28 protein-coding genes and 1 pseudogene are annotated in these 24,102 nt (G+C 41.9%); 25 read left to right on the forward strand and 4 right to left on the reverse strand.

Annotated features, from left to right (window positions below; translation table 11 throughout):
- Positions 1-121: 121 nt before the first annotated feature.
- The 15 genes from CBE70_RS14040 (at position 122) to CBE70_RS14110 (ending at position 9,760) form a co-directional block, all read left to right on the forward strand.
- On the forward strand, positions 122-634 hold the full coding sequence (locus CBE70_RS14040; RefSeq protein ID WP_041701224.1) for a KilA-N domain-containing protein: 513 nt from the start codon (positions 122-124) through the stop codon (positions 632-634).
- Positions 635-714: 80 nt separating this feature from the next.
- Positions 715-1,122: a hypothetical protein gene (locus CBE70_RS14045; RefSeq protein WP_100159814.1), complete on the forward strand. Its 408-nt coding sequence runs from the start codon at positions 715-717 to the stop codon at positions 1,120-1,122.
- On the forward strand, positions 1,119-1,457 hold the full coding sequence (locus tag CBE70_RS14050; RefSeq protein ID WP_100159815.1) for an HNH endonuclease signature motif containing protein: 339 nt from the start codon (positions 1,119-1,121) through the stop codon (positions 1,455-1,457). Before CBE70_RS14045 ends, CBE70_RS14050 begins: the two co-directional genes overlap by 4 nt.
- 116 nt (positions 1,458-1,573) lie before the next feature.
- On the forward strand, positions 1,574-2,041 hold the full coding sequence (locus tag CBE70_RS14055; protein WP_063693331.1) for a phage terminase small subunit P27 family: 468 nt from the start codon (positions 1,574-1,576) through the stop codon (positions 2,039-2,041).
- On the forward strand, positions 1,995-3,728 hold the full coding sequence (locus CBE70_RS14060) for a terminase large subunit (protein WP_100159816.1): 1,734 nt from the start codon (positions 1,995-1,997) through the stop codon (positions 3,726-3,728). The genes CBE70_RS14055 and CBE70_RS14060 overlap by 47 nt, the downstream gene beginning before the upstream one ends.
- The gene (locus CBE70_RS14065; RefSeq protein WP_012367784.1) at positions 3,728-4,996 is read left to right on the forward strand and encodes a phage portal protein; all 1,269 of its coding nucleotides are present in this window, start codon (positions 3,728-3,730) and stop codon (positions 4,994-4,996) included. Before CBE70_RS14060 ends, CBE70_RS14065 begins: the two co-directional genes overlap by 1 nt.
- A gap of 17 nt (positions 4,997-5,013) precedes the next feature.
- Positions 5,014-5,682, forward strand: a complete 669-nt coding sequence (locus tag CBE70_RS14070) for an HK97 family phage prohead protease (protein WP_004242476.1) — start codon at positions 5,014-5,016, stop codon at positions 5,680-5,682.
- A 3-nt stretch (positions 5,683-5,685) separates the two neighbouring features.
- Positions 5,686-6,852 carry a phage major capsid protein gene (locus tag CBE70_RS14075; protein WP_036976747.1) on the forward strand — a complete coding sequence of 389 codons (1,167 nt, stop codon included), beginning with the start codon at positions 5,686-5,688 and terminating at the stop codon, positions 6,850-6,852.
- A gap of 38 nt (positions 6,853-6,890) precedes the next feature.
- Positions 6,891-7,190, forward strand: a complete 300-nt coding sequence (locus CBE70_RS14080; RefSeq protein ID WP_012367786.1) for a head-tail connector protein — start codon at positions 6,891-6,893, stop codon at positions 7,188-7,190.
- Positions 7,190-7,519: a phage head closure protein gene (locus CBE70_RS14085; protein WP_100159817.1), complete on the forward strand. Its 330-nt coding sequence runs from the start codon at positions 7,190-7,192 to the stop codon at positions 7,517-7,519. The genes CBE70_RS14080 and CBE70_RS14085 overlap by 1 nt, the downstream gene beginning before the upstream one ends.
- A complete protein-coding gene (locus CBE70_RS14090) occupies positions 7,509-7,982 on the forward strand; it encodes an HK97-gp10 family putative phage morphogenesis protein (RefSeq protein ID WP_036976749.1) in 474 nt (157 codons plus the stop codon). Before CBE70_RS14085 ends, CBE70_RS14090 begins: the two co-directional genes overlap by 11 nt.
- A 5-nt stretch (positions 7,983-7,987) precedes the next feature.
- Entirely contained in the window at positions 7,988-8,329 is a 342-nt protein-coding gene (gene gp17, locus CBE70_RS14095; RefSeq protein ID WP_100159818.1) for a tail completion protein gp17, read from the forward strand.
- Positions 8,330-8,338: 9 nt separating this feature from the next.
- Complete coding sequence (locus CBE70_RS14100) at positions 8,339-9,004, forward strand: hypothetical protein (protein ID WP_100159819.1); 666 nt, start codon at positions 8,339-8,341, stop codon at positions 9,002-9,004.
- A gap of 64 nt (positions 9,005-9,068) precedes the next feature.
- The gene (locus CBE70_RS14105; RefSeq protein ID WP_100159820.1) at positions 9,069-9,485 is read left to right on the forward strand and encodes a hypothetical protein; all 417 of its coding nucleotides are present in this window, start codon (positions 9,069-9,071) and stop codon (positions 9,483-9,485) included.
- Positions 9,486-9,529: 44 nt separating this feature from the next.
- Positions 9,530-9,760 (forward strand): phage tail assembly protein T, encoded by a 231-nt coding sequence (locus CBE70_RS14110; protein WP_232797401.1) that lies wholly within the window; start codon positions 9,530-9,532, stop codon positions 9,758-9,760.
- Positions 9,761-9,784: 24 nt separating this feature from the next.
- Here the strand turns inward: CBE70_RS14110 and CBE70_RS14115 are convergent, their stop codons facing one another.
- Complete coding sequence (locus CBE70_RS14115; protein WP_004242485.1) at positions 9,785-9,976, reverse strand: YqaE/Pmp3 family membrane protein; 192 nt, start codon at positions 9,974-9,976, stop codon at positions 9,785-9,787.
- A gap of 126 nt (positions 9,977-10,102) precedes the next feature.
- Between CBE70_RS14115 and CBE70_RS14120 the strand changes: the two genes are divergently transcribed.
- The 9 genes from CBE70_RS14120 (at position 10,103) to CBE70_RS14160 (ending at position 21,525) form a co-directional block, all read left to right on the forward strand.
- Positions 10,103-13,378, forward strand: coding sequence for a phage tail tape measure protein (locus tag CBE70_RS14120; RefSeq protein ID WP_100159822.1), 3,276 nt, complete (start codon positions 10,103-10,105; stop codon positions 13,376-13,378).
- Entirely contained in the window at positions 13,379-13,975 is a 597-nt protein-coding gene (locus CBE70_RS14125) for a hypothetical protein (protein WP_049217140.1), read from the forward strand.
- Complete coding sequence (locus CBE70_RS14130; RefSeq protein WP_100159823.1) at positions 13,975-14,556, forward strand: hypothetical protein; 582 nt, start codon at positions 13,975-13,977, stop codon at positions 14,554-14,556. The genes CBE70_RS14125 and CBE70_RS14130 overlap by 1 nt, the downstream gene beginning before the upstream one ends.
- A gap of 56 nt (positions 14,557-14,612) precedes the next feature.
- On the forward strand, positions 14,613-15,011 hold the full coding sequence (locus CBE70_RS14135; protein WP_100159824.1) for a DUF6950 family protein: 399 nt from the start codon (positions 14,613-14,615) through the stop codon (positions 15,009-15,011).
- Positions 15,011-18,769, forward strand: coding sequence for a phage tail protein (locus tag CBE70_RS14140; RefSeq protein WP_100159825.1), 3,759 nt, complete (start codon positions 15,011-15,013; stop codon positions 18,767-18,769). The genes CBE70_RS14135 and CBE70_RS14140 overlap by 1 nt, the downstream gene beginning before the upstream one ends.
- A gap of 3 nt (positions 18,770-18,772) precedes the next feature.
- The gene (locus CBE70_RS14145) at positions 18,773-19,024 is read left to right on the forward strand and encodes a hypothetical protein (protein WP_100159826.1); all 252 of its coding nucleotides are present in this window, start codon (positions 18,773-18,775) and stop codon (positions 19,022-19,024) included.
- Positions 19,009-19,272 (forward strand): hypothetical protein, encoded by a 264-nt coding sequence (locus CBE70_RS14150; RefSeq protein WP_100159827.1) that lies wholly within the window; start codon positions 19,009-19,011, stop codon positions 19,270-19,272. Before CBE70_RS14145 ends, CBE70_RS14150 begins: the two co-directional genes overlap by 16 nt.
- On the forward strand, positions 19,269-19,913 hold the full coding sequence (locus CBE70_RS14155) for a hypothetical protein (RefSeq protein WP_100159828.1): 645 nt from the start codon (positions 19,269-19,271) through the stop codon (positions 19,911-19,913). Before CBE70_RS14150 ends, CBE70_RS14155 begins: the two co-directional genes overlap by 4 nt.
- Positions 19,914-20,310: 397 nt before the next feature.
- Complete coding sequence (locus CBE70_RS14160) at positions 20,311-21,525, forward strand: hypothetical protein (RefSeq protein ID WP_100159829.1); 1,215 nt, start codon at positions 20,311-20,313, stop codon at positions 21,523-21,525.
- 275 nt (positions 21,526-21,800) lie between these two features.
- Here CBE70_RS14160 and CBE70_RS18545 read toward each other — a convergent pair whose 3' ends face one another.
- Genes CBE70_RS18545 through CBE70_RS14175 form a run of 3 tightly spaced genes read right to left on the reverse strand, consistent with a single transcriptional unit; the run spans position 21,801 to position 23,433 of the window.
- Entirely contained in the window at positions 21,801-22,136 is a 336-nt protein-coding gene (locus CBE70_RS18545; protein WP_232797402.1) for a hypothetical protein, read from the reverse strand.
- Positions 22,100-22,744 carry a hypothetical protein gene (locus CBE70_RS18550; RefSeq protein WP_232797403.1) on the reverse strand — a complete coding sequence of 215 codons (645 nt, stop codon included), beginning with the start codon at positions 22,742-22,744 and terminating at the stop codon, positions 22,100-22,102. The genes CBE70_RS18545 and CBE70_RS18550 overlap by 37 nt, the downstream gene beginning before the upstream one ends.
- Complete coding sequence (locus CBE70_RS14175) at positions 22,741-23,433, reverse strand: HNH endonuclease (RefSeq protein ID WP_100159830.1); 693 nt, start codon at positions 23,431-23,433, stop codon at positions 22,741-22,743. The genes CBE70_RS18550 and CBE70_RS14175 overlap by 4 nt, the downstream gene beginning before the upstream one ends.
- 446 nt (positions 23,434-23,879) lie before the next feature.
- On the opposite strand from CBE70_RS14175, the pseudogene CBE70_RS14180 reads away from it, so the two are divergent.
- Positions 23,880-24,047 (forward strand): annotated as a pseudogene (locus tag CBE70_RS14180) (isocitrate/isopropylmalate family dehydrogenase); the annotation flags it as partial.
- Between the last annotated feature and the right edge of the window lie 55 nt (positions 24,048-24,102).

Consider the following 24,102-nt stretch of genomic DNA (forward strand, 5'->3'; position numbering starts at 1 on the left):
AAAAACGTCGAATCCGATCACTTTGATATGAGCCTTCGAGGAAGTCAGTTATAGCTGGCGAGCTTCGACGGGCTGATTTTCTATGTGAACGAGGGTTCATTTCAAATGAAGGTAATACGTTATGCAATATCCAAGAGTAAGTATTAATGGTGTGTCTGTCCGTGTTGATAGTGAAGGTAGATATAATTTAAATGATCTTCATGCGGCCGCTGTTGCGGATGGTAAAGCAACGGAATCACAAAGGCCTGGTGCATTTTTGAAAAGTCGTCAAATAAGGCGATTTGTTCAAGCTTTAAGCGATGCAACAAAAAGTGCATCGGTTAAAGTGATTAAAGGTGGACTCAATCAGGGAACTTGGGCTTTAGAGTTAGTCGTTATTAGATATGCAGCTTGGTTAAAGCCAGAATTTGAAATCCTTGTCTACAACACGTTTAAAGAGGCTACGAGGAAGGGATTAGATGTTATGTCTAAGTTGAACAAGCTAGATCATGTCATTAATACCGAAACTAAAAATATAAGTAACTGTGCAAGGACGATGGCTAACTGGGGAGTTGGTGGTAGAAAGCAGTTACTACTAACAGCAAGGGAACGAATTCTTAAAGAAGCTCAAATCTATATTCCTGGTATTGAATAGCGATCCTTAAAATTGAGGATGTTGATTTAATTAATATCTAACGATGAATAGGCCCTAATGGCTTTTTATTGGAGTTTATTATGTCAAACAAACAGATTAATTATGAGGCAATAGGTCATTGTGTTTACTTGCAAAAAGAAATATCGCAGCTAATTGAAGAGAGAAGCAATCTATATAAAGAATTCATAGCAATTTGTCATTCAGGGCAATTTCCTTATACAGATCCAAGAAACATAAAAATCATCGATTTAAATAGTATTGATAAGCCAGCTAAATTGCTAAAAAAAATACATGAGATAAATCAAACTATCATCACACTAGCAACCACTCATAATCAATGGGCAGATAAGGCTGATTATGAACATTATGTTATTAGTAGTGATAATTCTTTAGGTTTTAGTACGTCTAGTGACGCTATATTCAAAGGAATTATTACCTGCAATAAGCAATCATCAATAGAAGCTGATGTTGTCAGAAATAAACCATGAAAAAACGCAATGTCTATGGTGGTCGCTGGGCAAAGGTACGATTAGCGTTTCTTAATGAACATCCACTCTGTGTTATGTGCCAAGAGCAAGGACGTATTACTGCTGCCACAGTAGTTGACCACATTACTCCGCATCGTCTTAAAGAAGCACTTAAATCAGGCAATAAAGAACGTATCGCAAAAGCCCAAGCCTTATTCTGGGACATAAAGAACTTCCAAAGCTTATGCGAACTGCATCATAACTCAACCAAACAACGTATCGAAAAGAGTGGCAAAGTCATTGGCTGTAATGCGGATGGCATTCCACTCGATCCCAATTCTCATTGGCATCAATAACACCATGAATACAGGGTGGGGCGGGGTAAAAGTTCAAACACTTTCGCCCTGATTACCTAGCGCCCTCATTTGTGTGCACAACCGCGAAATGAAAAGTTTTTTTCTGGGAGGTTCCGATGGCAGGAAGACGCCCGAAACCGACCCACTTGAAGGTGGTCACCGGTAATCCGGGAAAACGAAAACTCAACGATAAAGAACCCCAGCCTAAACGTGAAATTCCAAGCCCACCCGAACATTTAACGGATTGGGGGAAAATGGCGTGGGCAAAATTAACCTTACTACTCGATGGAATGGGCGTTTTAACCGTGGCTGACACGCTGGCGTTAGAACGACTGTGTGATATCTACGCTGATATTCTTCAATTGCGAGACACCATTGCCATCGAAGGTCGGACATACACCACAAAAACGCAATCAGGGGATTTTTTAATTAAAGCGAATCCTGCCGTTGCTATGTTAGCTGATGCAGATCGCCGTTTTAAAAGTTATTTAGTCGAGTTTGGTTTAACCCCCGCTGCTCGTTCGAAGGTGAAGATGGATGGTGGAGAAGAAGAGGAAGATCCGCTCAACCAATATTTCGGTTGATCCCGCAACACAATATGCGCAATACGTGCATCAAGGCAAAATTTTAGCGGGGCCTGATATTCGCCATGCATGTGCACGTCATCTCAAAGACTTAAACGAAGCCGAGCAACGAGGATTAGTCTGGGATGTCGAGGCCGTCAAAAGGGTGATCGACTTTTTTGCGAAAGTCTTAAAGCTCAATGGCGGGGAACATGAAGGCAAACCGTTTATTTTATTGCCTTGGCAATGCTTTGTGATTGGCTCCATTTTTGGCTGGAAAATGACTGATGGTACACGCCGGTTTCGCATGGTGTATGTTGAATCAGGCAAAGGTTCAGGAAAATCCCCGATGGCAGGTGGCGTTGGGTTGTATTGTTTAGTCGCCGACAGTGAACCGCGTGCCGAAGTGTATGCGGCAGCCACGAAAAAAGACCAAGCCATGATTTTGTTTCGTGATGCGGTGGCGATGGTTGATCAATCTCCCGCATTAAGTCAGCGGATCACCAAATCAGGCGGAACAGGTAAAGAGTGGAACTTGGCTTATTTGAAAACAAGTTCATTCTTTCGCCCGATTAGCTCAGATGATGGGCAATCAGGGCCTCGTCCCCATTGTGCGTTGATTGATGAAATTCATGAGCACAAAAATAATACCGCCGTCGAGATGATGCGAGCGGGCACAAAAGGCCGGCGACAAGCCTTGATATTTATGATCACCAATAGTGGGCATGATAAAACCAGCGTGTGTTATGACTATCATGAATACGGACGAAAAGTCGCCGAAGGTACTATCGAAGACGACAGTTTTTTTTCCTATATTTGCTCGCTGGATGAAGGCGATGATCCCTTTAAGGATGAATCTTGCTGGGGGAAAGCCAATCCGTCACTGGGTTACACCTTTTCTGATCGCTATTTACGCGAGCAAGTGACACAAGCCCGAGGTATGCCCGCAAAAGAAAGCATTGTGCGTCGGCTTAATTTTTGTCAGTGGGTGGATGCCGATAATCCATGGATTAACAGTGAAACATGGATGCAGTGTGAAAATACATTCACATTCGATGATCTTCAAGGTGAAGAGTGTTATGGCGGATTGGATTTATCAGGAACCAAAGATTTAACCGCATTAGCCTTGTATTTTCCTCGTCTCAAACGTCTTTATGTTGAATTTTGGACACCCAAAGACACCTTATTGGATAGAGCGAAAACCGACCGAGTGCCTTACGACTTATGGGTAAGGCAAGGTTTTATGCATACCACTCCAGGGAATGCGGTGAGGTATGAATTTGTGGCGGAACGCATTGCTGAGATGGCGATGCACGTCAACATGAGAGCCATTGCCTTTGATCCTTATCGCATTAAATACCTTGTACCCAAATTGGATGAGGTGGGGGTGACGGTTCCCTTAATCCAACATGGACAAGGATATTACAAAGCTAAAGATTCAGGGCTATGGATGCCACACTCTATCGAATTGTTTGAACAGCTCATTGATGACAAGAAGATTGAGATCCACACCAATCCTTGTTTGAGATGGAATGCCGCATCCGCTGTGCTTGAGGCTGACCAAAAAGATAACCGCGTCTTTGCCAAGAAAAAAAGTACCGGTCGAATTGATGGTGTGGTGGCATCAGCAATGGCGATTGGTGCTGCGGAAGGTGAGGTTGATGATGGCAACCTTGATGATTTTTTCTCTAACCCATTGAGTATGTGATGACAGATAAACAATATTCAATCGATTTGCGCACTAATCATGGTTGGTTTGCGCGTCTGGCTTCCTTCTTTGTTGGGGGAAGACTCGTGACACCTGAACAAGGTTCACAATCAGGCGTTATCTCAGCGCAAGGCTCGCTTGGTGATTCTTCTGTAAATGATGAGCGAATACTCCAAATATCCACGGTTTGGCGTTGTGTTAGCTTAATTTCGACGTTAACGGCTTGTTTGCCACTGGATGTGTTCGAAACGGATAAACAGGGAAATAGAACCAAAGTTGATTTAAGTCACCCATTGGCTCGATTACTGCGGTATTCGCCCAATCAGTACATGACCGCTCAAGAATTCCGAGAGGCAATGACTATGCAACTTTGCTTTTATGGTAATGCTTTCGCGTTGATTGAGCGAAATAAAGTGGGTGATGTGATCAGCTTGCTTCCTCTGTTGTCTGCCAATATGGATGTGCGCATGGAGGGGAAGAATATTATCTATAAATATCAGCGTGATCATGAATTTGCGAAATTTAAACAACACGAAATTTTTCATTTAAAAGGGTTTGGTTTTAATGGATTAGTCGGATTGTCGCCTATTGCTTATGCGTGTAAGACAGCAAGCACGGCCGTTGCGATGGAAGATCAACAACGTGAGTTTTACGCTAATGGGGCTAAGTCTCCTAAAATTCTGACAACGGGCGATAAGGTATTGAATAAAGAGCAACGTAGCCAACTTGAAGAGAATTTCAAAGAAATTGCGGGTGGTCCCGTTAAAAAACGATTGTGGATCTTAGAAGGGGGATTTCAAGCACAAGATATTGGTGTTAGTCCTCAAGATGCAGAAACAATGTCTTCCCGCAAATTTCAAGTCAGTGAATTAGCCCGTTTCTTTGGTGTTCCCCCGCATTTAGTCGGCGATGTTGAAAAATCAACAAGTTGGGGAACAGGTATTGAGCAACAAAACTTAGGTTTTCTTCAATATACCTTACAACCCTATATCTCCCGATGGGAAAACTGCATTGCGCGTTGGCTTCTAAAACCCCCCGAAGTGGGAAAATACCATGCTGAACATAACCTTGATGGATTATTGCGAGGCGATTCTACTTCACGCGCCGCGTTTATGAAAGCGATGGGAGAATCGGGGCTAAGAACTATTAATGAAATGCGACGGCTCGATAATTATCCTCCTCTTGAAGGTGGAGATGTCGCTTACCGGCAAGCACAATATTTACCGATTAACCAACTCAATAAAGAGCCTCACGAAAGTGGGGCTTAATTATTTATGGGGGTTCAATGCCTGATATTAGAAAAACACTGAATTTTGATGAAGCGGAAATCAAATTTACGGGTGATGGCACACAAGGCGTTTTCGAAGGTTATGCCTCTGTATTTAGTCATCAAGATTCCGATGGTGACATTATTTTACCCGGTGCGTTTAAGCATGTTTTAGATAAGCAAAAACAAAAAGTCGCTATGTTTTATAACCATCGAGTCTGGGAGCTTCCTGTGGGGAAATGGGAGTACATGGAGGAAGATCAAAAAGGATTACGTGTAAGAGGACAACTGACACCCGGTCATAGTGCGGCTCAAGATCTAAAAGCGGCAATGAAGCATGGCACGGTTGACGGGCTTTCTATCGGATTCGGTTGTCTGCGTAATGATTTTGAGCGGACACCTTCAGGCCGTATTTTTAAAAATATCTCCCTGTTACGTGAAATCAGTATTTGTACATTTCCCGCTAATGACCAAGCACAGGTTTCATCACTCAAGAGCATCGATGGGTTATTAACGATCCGAGATATTGAGGATTGGCTGAGAGAGTCAGCCGGTTTATCAAAATCAGAAGCAGTCGGTTTTATTTCCCGCTTCAAATCCGCTATTCGGAGTGAGTCCGATGACACTCAACAATCCCTAGTCGCATCCATTGTTAACCAAATTAATGCATTTAATCTGAAAGGATAGAATATGTCTGACTTAGCTATTATCCAAGAAGCCATCGAAGGATCACAAAAAAAGGTGCAAGAGCTCTTCGATGCACAGAAGAAAGAAATTGAAGCTACTGGCGCAGTTTCAAAGCAATTACAAACAGATTTAGCCTTAGTTCAAGAGGAATTAAAAAAAGCCGGTGAGCGTCTGTTTGATTTAGAACAGAAAGGGGCAACGAGTGCTGATGATCCTAATGCGAAAAAAGATTTTTCTGAGCGAGCAGCAGAAGCGCTGACAAAATCATGGAATGGGAGTCAGGCTTCTTATGAAGTGAAAACCTTTAATAAATCATTAGGCAGTGATGCGAGTTCAGCCGGTGTTCTCATTCAGCCTATGCAAGTACCAGGTATTATTATGCCGGGGATGCGTCGTTTAGTTATCCGCGATTTATTAGCACAAGGTCGTATTTCCAGTAACTCACTGGAATATGTACGTGAAAAATTGTTTACCAATAGCGCGGCACCCGTGAAAGAAAAGGCACAAAAACCAGAATCTAATCTGACGTTTGAAAAACAAACGGCAAATGTGATCACTATTGCTCATTGGATCCAAGCGTCTCGCCAAGTGATGGATGATGCTGTGCAGTTACAGTCTTACGTTAATAACCGCTTATTGTATGGCTTAGCGTTAGTGGAAGAGGAGCAATTACTCAATGGTGACGGTACTGCGGATAATTTGACGGGGATTAATCATGTTGCCACGGCCTATGATACCACGTTGAGTGCTACGGGTGACACACATGCTGACCTGATTGCTCATGCCATTTATCAGGTAACAGAATCTGAATTTAGTGCTTCCGGTATTATTTTAAATCCTCGTGATTGGCATGCCATTGCGTTAATGAAAGATAAAGAAGGGCGTTATATTTTTGGTGGCCCACAAGCGTTTACTTCAAATGTAATGTGGGGATTACCTGTTGTTCCCACAAAAGCACAAAAACAAGGTGAGTTTACTGTTGGTGCATTTGATTTGGCGTCTCAAGTATGGGATCGAATGAATGCAGTTATCGAAGTGAGTCGAGAAGATCGTGATAACTTTGTGAAGAATATGCTGACCATTTTGTGTGAAGAACGTTTAGCATTAGCCCATTATCGCCCTCAAGCCTTAATTAAAGGGACTTTCCCAACGTCTGGAAGAAGTGCTTAAGTAATAGGTCGGGGTAGGTAACTATCCCGTATTACATCATGAATATCTTAGATGTCATTCCTCTTTCTTTATTAAAACAGCATCTCGAATACAGCGGTGATGATCGTGATGAGCAGATTATATTTTATGCACAAAGCGCATTAAATTATTGTTTGAGATGGTGTGATGAACCGGCATGGAAATCACCTGATGATATCCCTTATGAAGTGAAATCGGCAATGCTCTTAGTGCTGGGGGACATGTTTGAACATCGAACCAGCCAAAGTGAAATTCCGTTATATGAAAATAAAGCAGTAGAACGATTGTTACTGCTTTGTCGAAATTGGCGAGGTAGTTAATGGATCCGGGACGATTACGCCACACTATTCATATTCAAAAAGCAGTATTAGCGCCTGATGCCATCAGTGGCAGTGATGTGATTTGGACGGATCATGCGACAAAAGTACGTGCAGCGATCATGCCTTATCAAGGGCGGGAATATTTTCAAGCCCAACAAGTACAAAGTGAGGCCACAACACGAATTATTATTCGTTATATCGCTGATATTGATACTTCGATGCGTATTGTATGGGGTAAGCGAATATTTAATATTATTTCGATTATTGACCCTTATGAGCGTCATCGTGAGCTTCAATTGATGTGCAAAGAGGGCGTGAATGATGGGTGAGATTAAAATCAGTGGATTGTCTGAACTCGCTCAACGAATGCAAGACATTGCCCGTAAAACCAGAAATCAAAGTGCGCGTAAGGCGATGAATGCAGGCGCTTCGGCGTTAAAGCAGGAAATCAAACATCGAGTGCCGATCCTTAAGGAAACGGTGCCTCATCGACGCAAAGGCACCATCAAGCGCAATATTCGTTCTAAAACGAAAGTGCAGCGTAATGGACAAGTCAAAACGCGCATTTGGGTGAAATCATTATCGGGTAAAAAGGTGTCTGCCTTTAAACAGGCAACGGGAAAAAGTGCGGCATTGAACCCAAATGATCCGTTTTATTGGTGGTTTGTTGAGTTTGGCACCGCCAAGATGCCCGCACAACCGTTTATGCGCCCCAGCTTTGAAGCGAAAAAGGAAGCGACGGCTAAAGTGATTGTTCAAACACTCAAAGAGGATATTGAAAAAGCAAGGTAGAGACCATGATACAGCAATTAAAAGAGACCCTTTCACCGCTTGTCGATGGAAGGGTTTTTTTTCAGGTATTACCCGAAGGCAAAGGGCATTATCCCGCCATTGTGATCCAGTTTGCCAGCATCACGCCTAACAGTGCGCTAGAGGATACGGATTTAGACAACTATCGTGTGCAACTTGATGTGTATGCGCTCCAGCCACAGCCCCTTATGGTCTTGCGTAAAAAAATTGAGACTCAGATTGTTGAAGCGATCCCATTTGCACAACGGGTGAATGCGGTCTTTGGGTATGAAGCGGATGTCAAATTGCATCGGCTTGTTCTTGAATTAATGATTTCATCAGATAAATAAGGAATGGATATGGCAAAGTCAAAAAACCATAAAGCGACGCCTTTCCTCGGCACGAAGATCTTTGTGCAAACAGGCTTAGGAGAGGCGATGACCGTGACAGAAGCCACGTTATCACCGGCAACTATTACCATCGCCAATAATAAACTGAAAGCGGATGACATGATTATGTTATCGGGACTCGGGGAGTTAGATGGGCGTTTCCCCATTGCACAGGTTGATGGCAACAAAGTGACCCTGTGTGAGGAAGTGGATTGGAGTGATAAAACGTTACCCACAGATTTTGCAAACGCCAAAGCACAACGCATTCAATGGTCTAATAATTTCTGTGCGGTAAAAAGTTTCAGCAAAGACGGTTCGACAACCGAACAAATTGATGTCACCACTATTTGCAGTGATGGCAAAGAATATGAATCCGGTGATACGGAATACGGCTCAATTAAATTGACCTTCTTCTTACGTTATAGCTCCAGTGATGTGCAGCGACTCTTGCGTAAATATGAAAACAGCAAAGAAAAATTTGCGGTGAAAATGGTCTTAACGCGAGATGAAGGCTCCATGTTTTATTACGGCTCTGTCGAGACAGGCATGAACATTGATGGCAGTGTAGGGCAAATGATGGATTCGGGGATCTCGATTAAATTGTCTGGCCGTGATTATTTGAATACGAAGAAATAACCCGTAACTCATCCACCTCATTATTTCTCATCTCCCTTCTCGATAAAAAAACTTAGGAGTGATTATGTCTAACGCTTTATTGCGTGAATTAGTGTTAAACCAAGCACTGAAAGTGACGCCTTTTACCTATTTAGACAACACCTTTTATGTCAAAGAGCTGGATGTTGGCACCATGAATTACATTCAGCGCAAACTTCGCCAAATTAAAATCAAGCTAGCCGAAGCGCAGGATATTTACTTAGACGAAGACGATCCCGAACAATTTAATGAGGCGATAAATCGTGTTTACGATGAATATGATGTCGCCAGAATGTTGGCCTTTAAGTTGTGTGATGAAAAAGGAGAACTGCTTTTTGATGCTGAAAATGAAGAAGATTTAAAAGGTCTTAATCGTCTAGGGCAAGGGTTCTCTAATGCAGTGTTTACAGCCGAAGCGGGGAACAGCGAAAAAAACTCGGAGAACGGCGACAATTTCAATTGATATTGTCGCTGGCATTGGGAAAAACCCTCGCGGAAATCGAGCAAATGCCCGAAAGCCACTTGTGTGAATATGAAGCTTTTTATCGCAAACAACCCTTTGGTTTATGGCGAGAGGATTATCGGATGGCACAAGTGGCGCATCTTATTGCGATGATAAATCGTGATCCGAAAACGTTTCCGCCTGAATTGATGGATTTTATGCCGATGTGGAAGAAGAAAATCACGGAAGAAGAGCTGTGGGATAACGTTACTGAGAGTGTATTAGCTAATCGATAGCCCCACATCAGTGGGGCTTAATCGTTAACCACCGCGAGACATTTTCTCAATTTTTTTATCCGTATTGTATTGAGAAAGCGCATAAACCGACCAGATAGCCGCAGGGATCCAGCCAATTAATGTGATTTGTAGGATAAGGCAGAAGATGCCAGCAAATGGGCGACCAATCGTGAAAAATTGTAACCAAGGTAGTAATAACGCCAGAATAAGTCTCATAAAACCCCCTCTATTATTCGAAATTTCAGTTTATCAATAATTAAATCAATAGCAAATAACAAGGAATATTGCATTTATTCAGGGTGAAAGTTTGCTTTTGTAGTGTTCATACCAAGGATTGAATTTATGGCGGGAGCATTAGGTAGATTAAATATTGATTTGACGCTGAATATGGCAAATTTCACAAATGCGATCAACCGTAGCCAGCGCCAAACAGAACAATTTGGGCAAAGTATTCGCGTCAGTCTTCAAGCTATCACCGTACAACAAGAGCGAATGGTATCACAAACCGCAAAATCCTCGGCGCTTTTTGCCCGTTTTGCGAGTGTCACCGCAAGTGCATTATCCATTCATCAAGTCATTAATTATGCTGATAGTTGGACGGAATTACAGAACCGTTTAAAACTGGTGACAGAAAGTTCTGTCGAGTTAAATAAAGCCACACAAGCAGTCTATGGCATTGCCCAAAAAACCTATCAATCATTGGATGCCACAGCACAAGTTTATCAACGTTTTGCGGATAATGCCGATCGCTTAGGATTAAGTCAGCAAAAAGTCGCTGAACTCACGGAAACTGTCTCAAAAGCCGTGGCGATTTCAGGAGCGAGTGCCACCGCAGCCCAAGCGGCATTAACTCAATTTGGTCAAGCATTAGCCTCGGGGCAGTTACGTGGGGAAGAGCTGAATTCGGTGATGGAGCAAACGCCTGCGTTAGCGAAAGCCATCGCTGACGGCATGGGTGTCAGTGTGGGCGAATTAAGGAAGAAAGCCCAAGACGGTGAAATGACGATTGAGAAAGTCATTCAAGCTTTAGAGCGTGCAGCCGACAGTGTGGATAAAAAATTTGCTACCAGTGTGACAACGGTTAGCCAAGGTTTCACCAATCTTCAATCGGCGATGACAAAATTTATTGGTGAAGCGAATCAAGGTACTGGTGCGACTCAGCTTTTAACCACAGGGATGACCACTCTTGCCGATAATCTATCGTTAGTGGCTAAAGTGGTTGAAGGAATTGCTGTCACGGCATTGGTAGCAAAACTCTCTCAATGGACGAAAGCTACTTATCTGAAAAATCAGGCAACATTGAATGAGGCCAAAGCTACATTACAGAGTGCAGAGGCAAACAGTGTGGCAGCAACCAGTGCCGTGAGGAAGGCATGGGCGGATAAAGAAGCTGCTACATCGGCACTCAATAGAGCCAAAATGGAATATCAAGTTGCTAGAGGCACTAATGCTGAAAAAATCGCACTCGATAACCTTATCGCCACAAAATCACTCGCAAGAACAGCCTCTCTAAATTATACACAAGCATTAACCGCCGAAAACGTCGCTCAACGTGCATTAACGACCGCTCGGCGTCAATCAACAGTGGCAGGGCGAGCGCTCAACAGTGTTATGGGATTAGCGGGTGGCCCTATTGGATTGGTGCTGACCGGTGTGGTGGCATTGGGTATGGGATTGTATGAATACAGCGAAAATGTCAAACAAGCCAAGTTAGAATCGATTGAATTTGCCAATTCCCTTGATACATCAACAGATGCGTTAAACAAAATGAGCAATGCCACGCTAGTGGCGAATTTAAGTAAAGTTTCATCGGGCATTAACGAGCAATTGGAGAAAATCGAGGAACTTAAACAACAGGTTATTTCCTTACAAGGTCTATCAAAATACAGCGTTGAGAGTGAAAAGGCGTTTACTGAACAAGGTGTGGGGGATTTATACCTTAAACGAGTATCTGAAAAGCAAAAAGAGCTTGATGCTGCGATGGGGACATATGCAGAGCAAGTTAATAACTTAGAGCGTCAGCGAGCCAATATGCAAAATATGTTGGCGACACTCAAAGAAAAAGTGGGCGATCAAGCTCCGGAATATAAACGCTATGCCACTGAGTTACAAAATGTTGATGCCGTTATCAATTCACTTAAGGCGAGTTTAAAGAGTTTAGGCATTGAATATGAATCACTCATTGATATCACGCTTCAGGCGACAAATAGCCAAGTGAATGCTGCCACGGCGATTGCTAAACAGATTGATGAATCGATTGAAAAATCGCAACGTTCAGTGGCAAAAGCGCAAGCCACAGGGAAGGCATTAGCGAAATTAAATGCAGAAGATGTATTGGCTTCACGCAAAATTACGCCAGATATGCAAGGCTACGATAAGGCCTTACAAGCTGAAATTGAGGCTCAACTGGTACAGCAAGCCAAACGGACGTATAAGCCCAGCCACAAATCAACCATTGATTATGCCAAGCAATACACCAAAATCTTGACGGAATTGGAGGAAAAACAAGCCTCATTGATTGCGGATGGGCAAAGCATTCAGCTGTATGGCACTACTTCTTCCTTTAATGAATACACATCCGCATTAGCTGATATCAAACAAAATAAAGATAAGTTTGATGCCATCTTAAAAATCGATCCCAAAGCGATTGAGACGATAAAAGAAAAAGCGAAAGCCATTGATGATCTGGCGCGTGCCAACTCGGTTGCGCAATTTGCTTATGATCGCAGTAAAGAAATTGAGCAGATGCAATTTGAAACTACCTTGATAGGAAAATCGCGCGCAGAGCAAGAAAAGCTCAATGCCCTTCGTCAGATTGATGTGCTGTATCAGCAAGCCAGTGTGGATTTAGGCGAAAAAGAGTTGGCGAACTTACAACGCAATGTTGAACTCACTAAACAGCAGATTGAGGAAGAGCTGAGGAAGCGAGAGGCCATGAAAGGCGATCCGATGGCGGGATTAAAACAAGGCTTATCGGATTTCAGTGAGTCGGCTATGGATGTAATGGAAAACGTTAGAAACGTCACCACCAATGCCCTGAATAATATGTCTGATGCATTAGCCGATTTTGCCTTAACGGGTAAAGGAAGCTTTAAAGATTTTGCCAATGCGGTGATCTCCGATATCACTCGAATGGTGATGAAAATGCTGGTTTTCAAAGCCATTGAAGCAGGCGGACAAGCAATGGGCTTTGATATGGGATGGATGAGCAAAGGGCATGCTTACGGTGGCTATACGGGGCATGGAGGTAAATTTGAACCTAAAGGGATTGTGCATGGTGGTGAGTTTGTTTTTACCAAAGAAGCGACGGCTAAATTGGGTGTCGGCAATCTCTATCGCTTAATGCATGCGGCGCAAGGTTATGCTTCGGGGGGCTTTGTGGGAGCGGTCGCAGGGCGAATACCCGTTACACCACAACCAACGTTAGCCCGTGCGGGTGGTGTACAAATGACCGTCGTTAATCATATTACGGTGACAGGAAATGGTGACGCTGTACTTGCGCAGGCAATGAAAGAAGCCGCACAACAAGGGACAGAAGCCGGTGCACAGAAAGCCCACGCGATGATGTTACAAGACTTTCAAAGTAATGGTGCAGCACGCAGAACATTAGGAGTCTAAATGTCTATTCTTGAATGGCCAAAAGAGGTGATCCCCACACAGGAAAACTGGCAATTATTGAGTAACAGCAAAACCTTTACCTCGCCGTTTAATGGAAGTAGTCAGACGGTACGCTTTCCAGGAAGTCGTTGGCGTTGTGAGCTGACATTTAATAATTTAAATGAAGAGAAATCGCGCCAGTTAGAAGCGCTGGTGGCTTCATTGGATGGCATGTCAGGACGGGTCAAAATAGCCAGTTGGATAAGAAAAGGGCGTTATGGGTATGGTTCGCCTCGTATTGCAATACCGAGCCAATTAGGTAATCGGCTAGAAACAAAGGACTGGAAGCGCAATATGCGGGTGTTACAGCAAGGGGATCGTTTAACTGTGGGTAATGAACTCAAAATGGTGGTGGCGGATGTGGTCAGTGATAATCAAGGCCGTGCCATTATTCTTATTTCGCCGATGTTAAGAACATCACCTACCGTCAATGAAATGCTCGAAGTTGAGCGTCCTTTTGGGGTTTTTCGTCTCGTTGATAATGAACAGGGTAAATTTCAGCATCGTCGCTTGGGGTATACCCATATCACGTTATCTTTTGAGGAGGTGTTGTACTAATGCAATATCATCCATTTTCTGATGCCATGGTCAACGCGATTAATGAGGGGGCTTATATTGTTTTAGCCGCCAGACTCGATTTGAAATCAGGCGTCACCTGTGCGCATACCGGCGTTGGGCAACTGATTATTGCGGGGGAAATTTATTTGGGCGTGGGCAGTTTAGGTGAAATCAGTCAGCTAAAAGAAAATAAGACAACCAGTCCCCCACAATTACAGCTTAAATTAGCCGGTTTTGATAAATCGCTGGTGGGAATGGTGATGAATGAGCAAAGTCGAGGACGCGAAGTCCGGTTGATGATGGTCGCCATCGGTGAAGAGGGAAAACCGCTTCTTGCTGAAGTCTTATTTGTCGGACAAATCACATCTATCAATGTGGTGTCTGGCGAAGAAAATGCCGTATGTGTTAATGTTTCTAATCGATTCGAGCGATGGTCAATCGGGTTACCCAATAGATTCACCGATGAGTCGTGGTCATCTCGAAGACAAGGTGATCGTATCTTTCGTTATGTTGCTCAAATGGCTGAACGGGCTATTTATTGGGGCAGCAAGAAAGATGCACCTGCATTTATTTATAAATAATCCTATTGCTTTGTTAAACCCACTTTTGTGGGTTTTTTGCTATTTAAGGTCAGTACATGAAACAACCCAACTGGACACTTAAATTACCCGAAACCATAAGGGCGGCAATGAGTCGCCCTTTTTCATGGGGTGAATTTGATTGTTGTATTTTTGCCTCTGAATGTATTTACGCACAATGCGGTTTCTCTCCGATAAAGCCTTATCTCAATCACTATAAAACCAAAGCCGAAGCCTTCAACCTGCTCAAATCTAAATTTGGCTCCTTAGAGAAAGCCGTATCACGCTATTTCAAATCCATTGAGATTGAGCGCGTTCAGCGTGGCGACCTCGTACTGTTTAAAGGTGAGGACGGTGACAGTTTAGCTGTGGTTTGGGCGGGGCATTATTGGGGCGTAACCCCACAAGGCGTGAAGCCAGTGCAGATTAACCCAATCAAAGCGTGGAGAGTGGAATAATGGGTGGGAGTGGTGGATTAATTTCAAAAGTCGTGGGCGCAGGCTTAATGATTGCAGGGCTATTTACCGGAGGCGTTACCTCGGCGATGGGGATGGCACTGATGGCAGCAGGCGTCGCAGTCCAAGTCGCGGGTTCGCTTATCTTTAAGCCTAAACTGCCTTCCATGAATTATCGAGATACGGGTGAACGCAAACAGATGTTACGTTCATCGTCTGCGCCTGAAACCGTGATCGTCGGAAAAACAGTGATATCGGGTTTGCTTTTCTTTGCCGAAGAAGAGGCGGGTGAACAAGATGAAAACGAAAAAATCACACTGACATTGGCTCTGGCAGGGCACCCCATAGAGAAAATCGGGAAGATTTGGTTGGGTGATGATCTCATTGAGACGTTTGGTGATAAAGCGTCATGGGAATTACATAACGATAGGGAAGATGTCGATCCCTTTATGCTTAAAAATTGCCCGTCATGGAAAGAGGATATGATTGGGCGAGGTCTGGCGTGGTTACGTGTGACACTCACATTTGACCAAGAAAAATTCCCCTATGGATTACCCAATGTGAAATGTGAAGTTTGGGGAAAACATCTGTTTGATCCTCGCACTGGGCAAACTGCATGGAGTAATAATGGGGCTTTAGTGATTTTGGATTATTACCGCCATTATTTAAAAGTGCCTGATACGGATATTGATTTTGACAGCTTTAAACAGGCAGCCGATTTATGTGATGAAAAAGTGGGTCTGCCAGAAGGTGGATTTGAGTCGCGATATACCCTTAATGGTGCTTATGATTTAAATGAGAGTCCATCCAGTGTTTTGGAAGCGATGCACAAATGTATTAACGCTGAACCGACATTTACAGCAGGAAAACACGGTATTCAAATCGGCGCATATTATGGGCCGGCAATAAAAACTATCACCGAATCACAATTGATTGGTACCGTCACTTGTACCCCTGAAACAGGTTTAAAAGACGCGACCAATGCGGTGTATGGCACGTTTATTGATGCCGAACAGTTGTATACAAAAACGGATTTCACGCCTGTAATTGTGGACGAATGGGTGAAAGACGATGGCTTAGAAATTCGGGAGAATATCGACTATCGTTTTGTCACCAGCCCTTATCAAGCCCAACGATTAGCCCGCCAATATCTTCGCAAAAAGAAAGCAGGAAGACGGGTTCAACTCACTATGAACTTAGACGGCTATGCTTATCGTCCGGGGGAAGTTGTGCTTTTAGAATTACCGGCTTTGGGGATTAGTGGACTGGAATTTCGTATTGCCGAATGGTCTTTTCATGCTTTAGAGGGTGTGGCTTTAACGTTGGAAGAGGATGGTGCCTATTTATATGAAGATGTGATTGGTAAACCGTTTGAGCGTCCACCATTTGTGAGTTTACCCACTGGCGGTGTTGCTTCACCTATTAATCTTACCTTTGTTCCACTTGCAGTCAGTGACATCGTGCAAGGTACGCTTTCTTGGCAGAATGTGGCGTCTGATGTGCGCTATAACACCGTCACTATTCTTCAAGAAGGCAACGTTATTCAATCTATTCAGGTACCGGCCGAGCGTGTCGATATTAACGGATTAGCGCGAGGAACTTATCGTGTTGAAGTTAGAGCAACAAATGTGGCCGGTGCGATGTCGGCACCCGCTATCAGTGATTTTGCCATTCAAGCACCACCGCCTCCTGAGCATATTGATGTCACCTCTGGCTTATTTAATTTGACCGTTGCACCGAAACAAGGCGATAGTGCTGTCTTTGGTTATACCTTTGAATTTTGGTTTAGTGAGGAAAAACTCGCTAATCTTTCTGAAAATGAAGTGATCACCAAAACAAATAAAGTTGGCCAAGGGAATTTCTGGACGCAAGAGAATTTACAAGCAGGGCATACGTATTATTTTTATGTTCGAACAATCAACAGCTATGGCAAATCACCTTTTGTGGAAGCTTCGGGTACTTGCTCTTCTCAAACCGATTTAATTCTTGAGGAATTAGCGGGGCAAATTAGTCGAGATCAACTCGCACAAGACCTATTGGGTGAAATTAACGGCAAAGCTAACCAAATCGATATTACTGAATTACATGAGTTAATGAGGCTAAATCATGACAAGCTTTTAGAAGAGTCAATGAGGCAAGGCGTGGCGATTGAAGAAAGTGAAAAAAAACGGGAGGGATCAGAAAAATTACTGGCTGAGCGGATAAATCAAGTTTCAACGGCAACAGAAGCACAGGCCGCCGCAATTAAACAAGAGCAACAAGCACGTATTGAGGGTGATCAAACCGAAGCACAACAACGGCAATCCTTAGCCACTCAACTTCGTGGTGATTATACCGGCAATGATTTATCGAAAGTCACCGCAGGACTTATCTCCGCAGAGAAGCAAGCGCGTGTTACAGGCGACCAAGCGGAAGCTAAAGCCAGACAGTCATTGGAAACACGGATGAATGGGAATGTTTCAGCGATTAATAAATCATTAGAAACCCTCACCTTGAAACAGCAAGCCCAAACGCAAGAGATTTCAACGCTCAATTCAAATCTTAAGGGGAAAGCTGATAGTAGTGCGGTTAATGCATTAAATACGCGAGTGTCGAATATTGATGGCAAAGTGACGTCCGCAACTTCTCAGGTACAAACGTTATCCAGCAAATTAGATAAAGTGAAAGCCGATTTAACGGAGTCTGTGGTGGTGGATTTAGATTTATCGAAACTTAATGAAAACACCTATTATCCAGTGATTTTGCCTTTAGTGACCTCTCGACGTTATGCCTTTAAGGTTTTTAGAACCTTAGGGCAATATTCAGATAATAAACCCAGCTATGCGACGCACAGCACCAAAGGCTTTGCCATGATTGTGGAATGGCAAGTCAGTGGTTCTGGATGGGGAACACAGTCTGAAAATCGCATCATTGATAATTTTGATTGGCGATGGACAAATCAATCTCCTGTGATGGGGCCCGCTCAATTAATAAATGGTTCCGTGGAATATATTTATTTGCGGGGAGGGGCAAAATATCAGTTAACTAAACACAAGAGTGTTAACCATCAAATCATCACCAGCACTTATACCAACAACAAACAATCTGTGGCACCGAAAGGATTTGTGGCGAATGATGTACCTAAGTCCAGCGAACAGAAAGCCAATGCAACGGCGAATGCGGTAAGCCAACTTGAAACTAAAGTGACTGAGATTTCAGGTAAAGTGACCTCGACCGCTCAGCAAGTCACTCGCCTAGAAAGCCAAGTGGGTACAAGTTCAGCCAAAATCGAACAAACTTCGAAAGTGGTCACAGACATAAATGGCAAAATTTCGGCATCATGGACAATGAAAGTCCAGCAAGATAGCAAAGGGAATAAAGTCATTACGGGCATTGGTTTAGGGTTTAATGCACAAGGAAATAGTCAATTTCTGGTCAATGCCCAAAACTTTGCAGTGATATCGTCATTAAACGGTAAAGTGGTGACACCTTTTGTGATCCAAAATGGACAAGCCTTTTTCAATGATGCGTTATTTAGCAAGGCAACCATTGATAAATTATCAGTAGGTAAAAAGATAACCTCCACTAATTATTTAGCGGGTAAGAAAGGATTTAATATTGATGCCACAACAGGGAATGTGGAATTAAATGATGCAGTATTTCGTGGACGGTTAGATATAAACTCAGGAGGAACAAAAGGGCGGTTAGTGATCACGAATAATACTATTTATGTTTACGATGAAAACAATCAGTTAGCGGCAAAAATAGGTTATTTAGGGTAGCGTATGAAGTTTATTGTTTTAATTACAGCATTATTATTGTCAGGGTGTACCTCTGGATATAAGAAAGTCGATTGCCAAGGTGTTTACCAAATAAAAACTTTTCATTATCAACAACCTGTATTGGTAAAGTTTGATAAAAAGAGAGAAACCATTAAAGGGCCTCTTTATCATGCTGTACCTCAATTAGGATTTAAATTCTTGGGTGGATGGGTATCTTCTGATGCCGTAGAGGATTTTTCATGTCGTGGGGAATAGAGATATATGAAAAAGGAAAGCCAATAAAAATCACAGGGCGTTCGTTTATTTTTGACCAAATAGCGGTCACTCAGAATGGCAGTAAAACTTATAATAATATTCCTAAAGGGCGGTCATTGGCCGCCTATATTGTAGCTAGAAACCGAGGATCTTATTTCACTGTTAAAGTCGAGAATAATAAAATTTCGTGGAATTCTCTACGCGGTAGTCAATCGATTAATGGAATTATTATGGTACTAATTAAATGAGTAAATATGGTGCATTATTTTTTAATCAGGGCATTACCGAAGAATTAACACCTTATGAATCAGCCGTATTTTTAAAAAAGATAAAAACTAAGCCGGGGCTAATTAAAATTATCGAAGGTAATAATAACGCAGTGCCACTTATTTTTATTCGAGTTCTTAATTCTTCTAATCCATCATTAGGTGGATTATCTGAAGTAATTTATGAGAATAATGCGTGGTGTGTGAATTTAATCGATACTATTCAAGGCAATTCAGCAGAATATGAGCTCTATGTATTTGTGAAGTCTTCTTATCATATTTCACTTCATCCTCAAAAATGGGGAATTCAAATTTATCATAAAGGTGTTATTACACATGCTTCAAGCCAAAGACCGCTTAATTTATTAGAGGGAAATAACTTTGTGCTCACAGGAAATAATTGGAGTGGCGTGGATGTCGGTTTCCCCTGTGCGGTATTAATCACAACAATTGGACATATTGGGATGATGGATTCTATGGGAGGAAAAACGATTAGAGTAACCCTATGTGGACGAGGTAACCGTATTATTCCTCATTCCATGATTGTAGCCGGACAAATGTCAACAACCTCGCTAGGAAAGCAGTATTTTTATATTGATGTAAGGGAGTATGGTGGGGGCTAGGAAAGAGTTTAGTTAGTTTAATTGATGGGAAAAAGGTCACTAAAGAAATATATTCGTTGGTGGTCTGCTTTGTGCCAATAGCGGACGTCACTACAGTGGCTTGCGATATTAGGGGGCAGGGTTAGTCAAAACATTACTGACATCACCGCGTATTGATCAACCGAGAGCAAAGTCAATGGTGGCTTATTAGGTCTACAGAAGTGGGCTTGATGATGTATTTAGGCTGTCTGAAGGCTGTTCTGGATTGATTACGCAAGACTACCTAATAAGGGTTTATAACACTTATCATGCTAACAACACATTGCTGTACATTCACGGTATGTATGATATACATCCAGCCAGCGTGATAGATGGGCTTTAACACAGTTACTGATTGAGGCATACAAGGAGCCAGATAATGTACTTACCATCAAAAAGTCTTTGTGACATTTTAGCATCAGAACAAGTTGGAGTTTTTTGTGAGTCCAATTCTTCAGGCGATAAAGCGTTAGTAGCAAAATTACCTACATCAGTCATCAAGTCCATTTTACTTGGTGTTAAGATAGAATTTTATCTATTTGTTAAAATAAATCCCCCACATAATATCGCATTGGCCTTAAAAGTATTTGATAATAAATCATCACCTTTCCATGGGATACTTGCTCAACGTTGGAGTAATCGCAATAATATTTTTGATGATTCATTCTTAGACTCAGATATCCACCTATCTTTATTCGACGAGACTGACGCGAGCGTTGCATATGGAACAATAAATATAAAAACTAACTTTAGAAACAAAAGAGCTTATAACATAATTGCAAACTTTGAATTTTCTTCAGCAAATAATCATCTAGATAACATTAAATTCACTGATTCGGTATGTGCCTCATTAGGATCTGATGATGTGAAACATGCGGGATTCAATGTGTTAAAATTTCACTTCCCCATTAAGGTTAAAGAACTTGAGACTATCCTTACGCATCATGTAAATCATCAAGGTTCATCAAGTTATGAAGTGGCTACAGAGATTGATGGCGCGCGGCAGGAACGTCAGATTTATCAGGCGATTTGCCTGATGGATAACTCCTCAACGACCTTGTCTCCATTAGTAACGATTGGGAAAAAGGAAAGAGAACTAACAGATGTATTAACTTGCTCGCTAAACAATAAAGTTATTGCGATTGAGTCTAAATGCCTACAAGTAAACGTATCGACTCTAGATAAATCTCGTGAACGAGCTTCATCGAGCATGATTAAACACTGCAGGAAAGCAATTAATCAACTGGAAGGGGTCTATAAAGCAATAAATAGAGGTGAGAAAATATATAACTCTGCTGGAATAACACTCTTGCATGGTGGCGATTATGATTTCTATGGCATAGTCCTAATAGATGAATATAGAGAGTCAAAAGAGTGGCCTGAAATAATTGGGTTAATTGAAGATATTAGCAGGCGACACAAAATTTGCATAAATGTTATCAGTGTGTCAGAAATTATTTACAATATGAAATTAAGTTCATCAAATACTGACACGTTCATTAGCATGCTTCAAAAGCGGCATGAGCTATGCTTAAAAAAGAATTGTATTAATATTAAGTTCATTAACTCATCATTACCAACTATGCCTGACTGACAGTTATACTACTGATTAGCCCCGACCTGTAAAAAAGCTACTTTAGATCGGGGAATTAATCTAAGGATAGTAGGAGTCATGCACAACTAATAGAAACCTAGACCTACTCCCATTGATTAGTTGAAGGTAATGTATGTAACGCATCGATAGATATAAATAATGAATTTCGGCTTCTTACTCGTAGCTGGCTTTACGTCTCTTTAGCTGGGCGGTACGGTGCCAAAAGCGGAAGTTTGTAGTCCAAAATTCTGCAAACAAAACGGAGATTCTTAAAGTTACATAACTAGTGAATCCAGAGTCACTAAATGGGTAAGGGATATACATTTTTGCTTTGCAACAAAATCTGTTTCCTCCGCCTCTTGTGGAAGCATGTATAAAATATCTAGTGGCAATTCCGCTCCTGCAAGCTTTAGCTCTGCTTTTAGTTGGATTAATGCTTCTCCTGAAGGACCTATAACCAAAATATCATAATCCGTGCCTACTCTAAAAAGCGACGAGCCAAACATAAAGCATTCAAAAAACTTCAATGCTTGGCACGTTTTTAAAAGGTGGCGTGCCACGTCGCTTACCGACATCAATGGCGAAGAATTAATTTCTTGAACTCTGACCATTTCATGACTCCGCAACCAAGTTCACGCCCTGCTGCAAGGGCATTTTTAGTAGGATCTCCGTTAGGATTAATGTTCCACATGACATCAACTGGACCAAACTTATCCCAAAATGATCGCACGGCATCAGCTGTGGGCTCATACTCAAGTAGCATACCCACCCTCAGCTTGCGACCATTGGCTAAATCAATATTGAATACGCGATCAAACTCCCGCTCTATACTTCTTACAACGCTCATTTGAGTTATAAGCCGATACGAGAAAAAATAATCTTTGTGAGAAGCAATATTAACATTATTGTCTAAAAGGGCAGAATATAAGGTGCCTGCATTGCCCCATCCTATTCTTGCATCACTTAAGTAGTTGATAGCTTCACCTGTCCACACACACTCTTTTCTGTAACCACAGATAAAATCTAAATCAGGAAATTTTTCATGATACTGCTTAGCAATCTCAATAGTGATCTCATATGATGCGGAAATAATAGCTAATGTGTCAGGTCTGTCTTGGATAAAAATTCTGATTGCATCTTCAGCGACATGTTCTGCTGAAGCTGTTCTTTTGAGGTCGTTATTTATATTTTCAAGTGCATATTTAACTTGCCAGTTCATGCAAATATTCCATCCATATCTTGAGGGTAACGAATGGCTCTTCCAGAAACACCACAAATATGGCGCTCAGAAAGTCCACGAACATGCTCTTTGTATTGTGCGAAGGTTTCCCGTTCTTCAGCTGTCAGATGACATAAGTTCATACTTATGATTGCCTGAATGCGGAAGTGATTAGGTAAAATGACACTTTTCATCCTTTTCGACCAAATTTGAGCTGTTTCAGACTCAGGATCGAACTCAGATCTAGTCCCGTCAACAGGAGCGAACTCTTTCCATATAGCCTTACTTTCATCCATAGCTGCTATGATGGCCTCTCTTGCTTGTCTTCTATCTTCATAACAAATAATACCTTGCTTATGTGCTAAGGCTGAAAGATGGTTGCTCTTCCAATCTAAAATCATGCTTCTTGGGAATGAGTCAGGCTCTTTATCAATAATAGTGTGGCAAGTTGGACATAGTAGTATGAGATTTTCAAATAAGTCAGCTTCAAACTCCTCAGCAGGCCTCTCTTCGTGGCGAGGCCCAGCCTTACCATGAGGAATCACATGTGCCATTTCAGCTATATGCTTATCACCGCCTATCTCTGCTGGGAATAGTGGCTTAAGGCAATCTGGTTTCTGACAATGACCTGCCGATGCCGAAAATAACCGCAATTTGGTTTCGTTTGGGATACTTTTCCGAATAGCCATTTTAGATTCCAATGGATTGATTGTAAAATAAAAAAAATTCTGTGCTACACCTGAAATAGCATAAAGTTGATCACCTCATATTGCACTACATTTCCATCAAGTTCTATACCATGTTGATAACAATTTCGAATTTCTGCTCCTCGCTCAAAGCTGATAATCAAGTTCGAATGGTTGAATAATAAATTGTTATTTTCATTTTAAATAAGATACTCTAAATTATTACTAGCTTTAATTATTATAACTAAACCTATTATTTAATATAAATAATAGGTTTGAGTGTTTGGCGGCAAGTTTAATAAGCTCTCAATCATTTAAAAAACTTCCCCAAAACCACTCCAACCCAAACTAAAAATCAATCAGTTACATACAAACCAAGATCACATAAAAATAAATAATCACCTCCAATAATTATAATTTATTTAATAAGTTACGAAATTATTATGGGTATAATGCTACGCCACATGGGTTGGACTGAAGCGGCTGACTTAATCATTAAAGGTATGGAAGGCGCGATTGCTGCTAAGACTGTAACTTATGATTTCGAACGTCAGTTAGAAGGCGCTAAACTGCTGAAATGTAGCGAGTTTGGTGACGCGATTATCAAACATATGTAATTGTTGATTTGATAAATAGTTAACGGGAGCTTATTAGTTCCCGTTTTTTATTGTC

Origin of the sequence: Proteus columbae (assembly GCF_002777965.1) — a bacterium.
Taxonomy (GTDB): Bacteria; Pseudomonadota; Gammaproteobacteria; order Enterobacterales; family Enterobacteriaceae; genus Proteus; species Proteus columbae.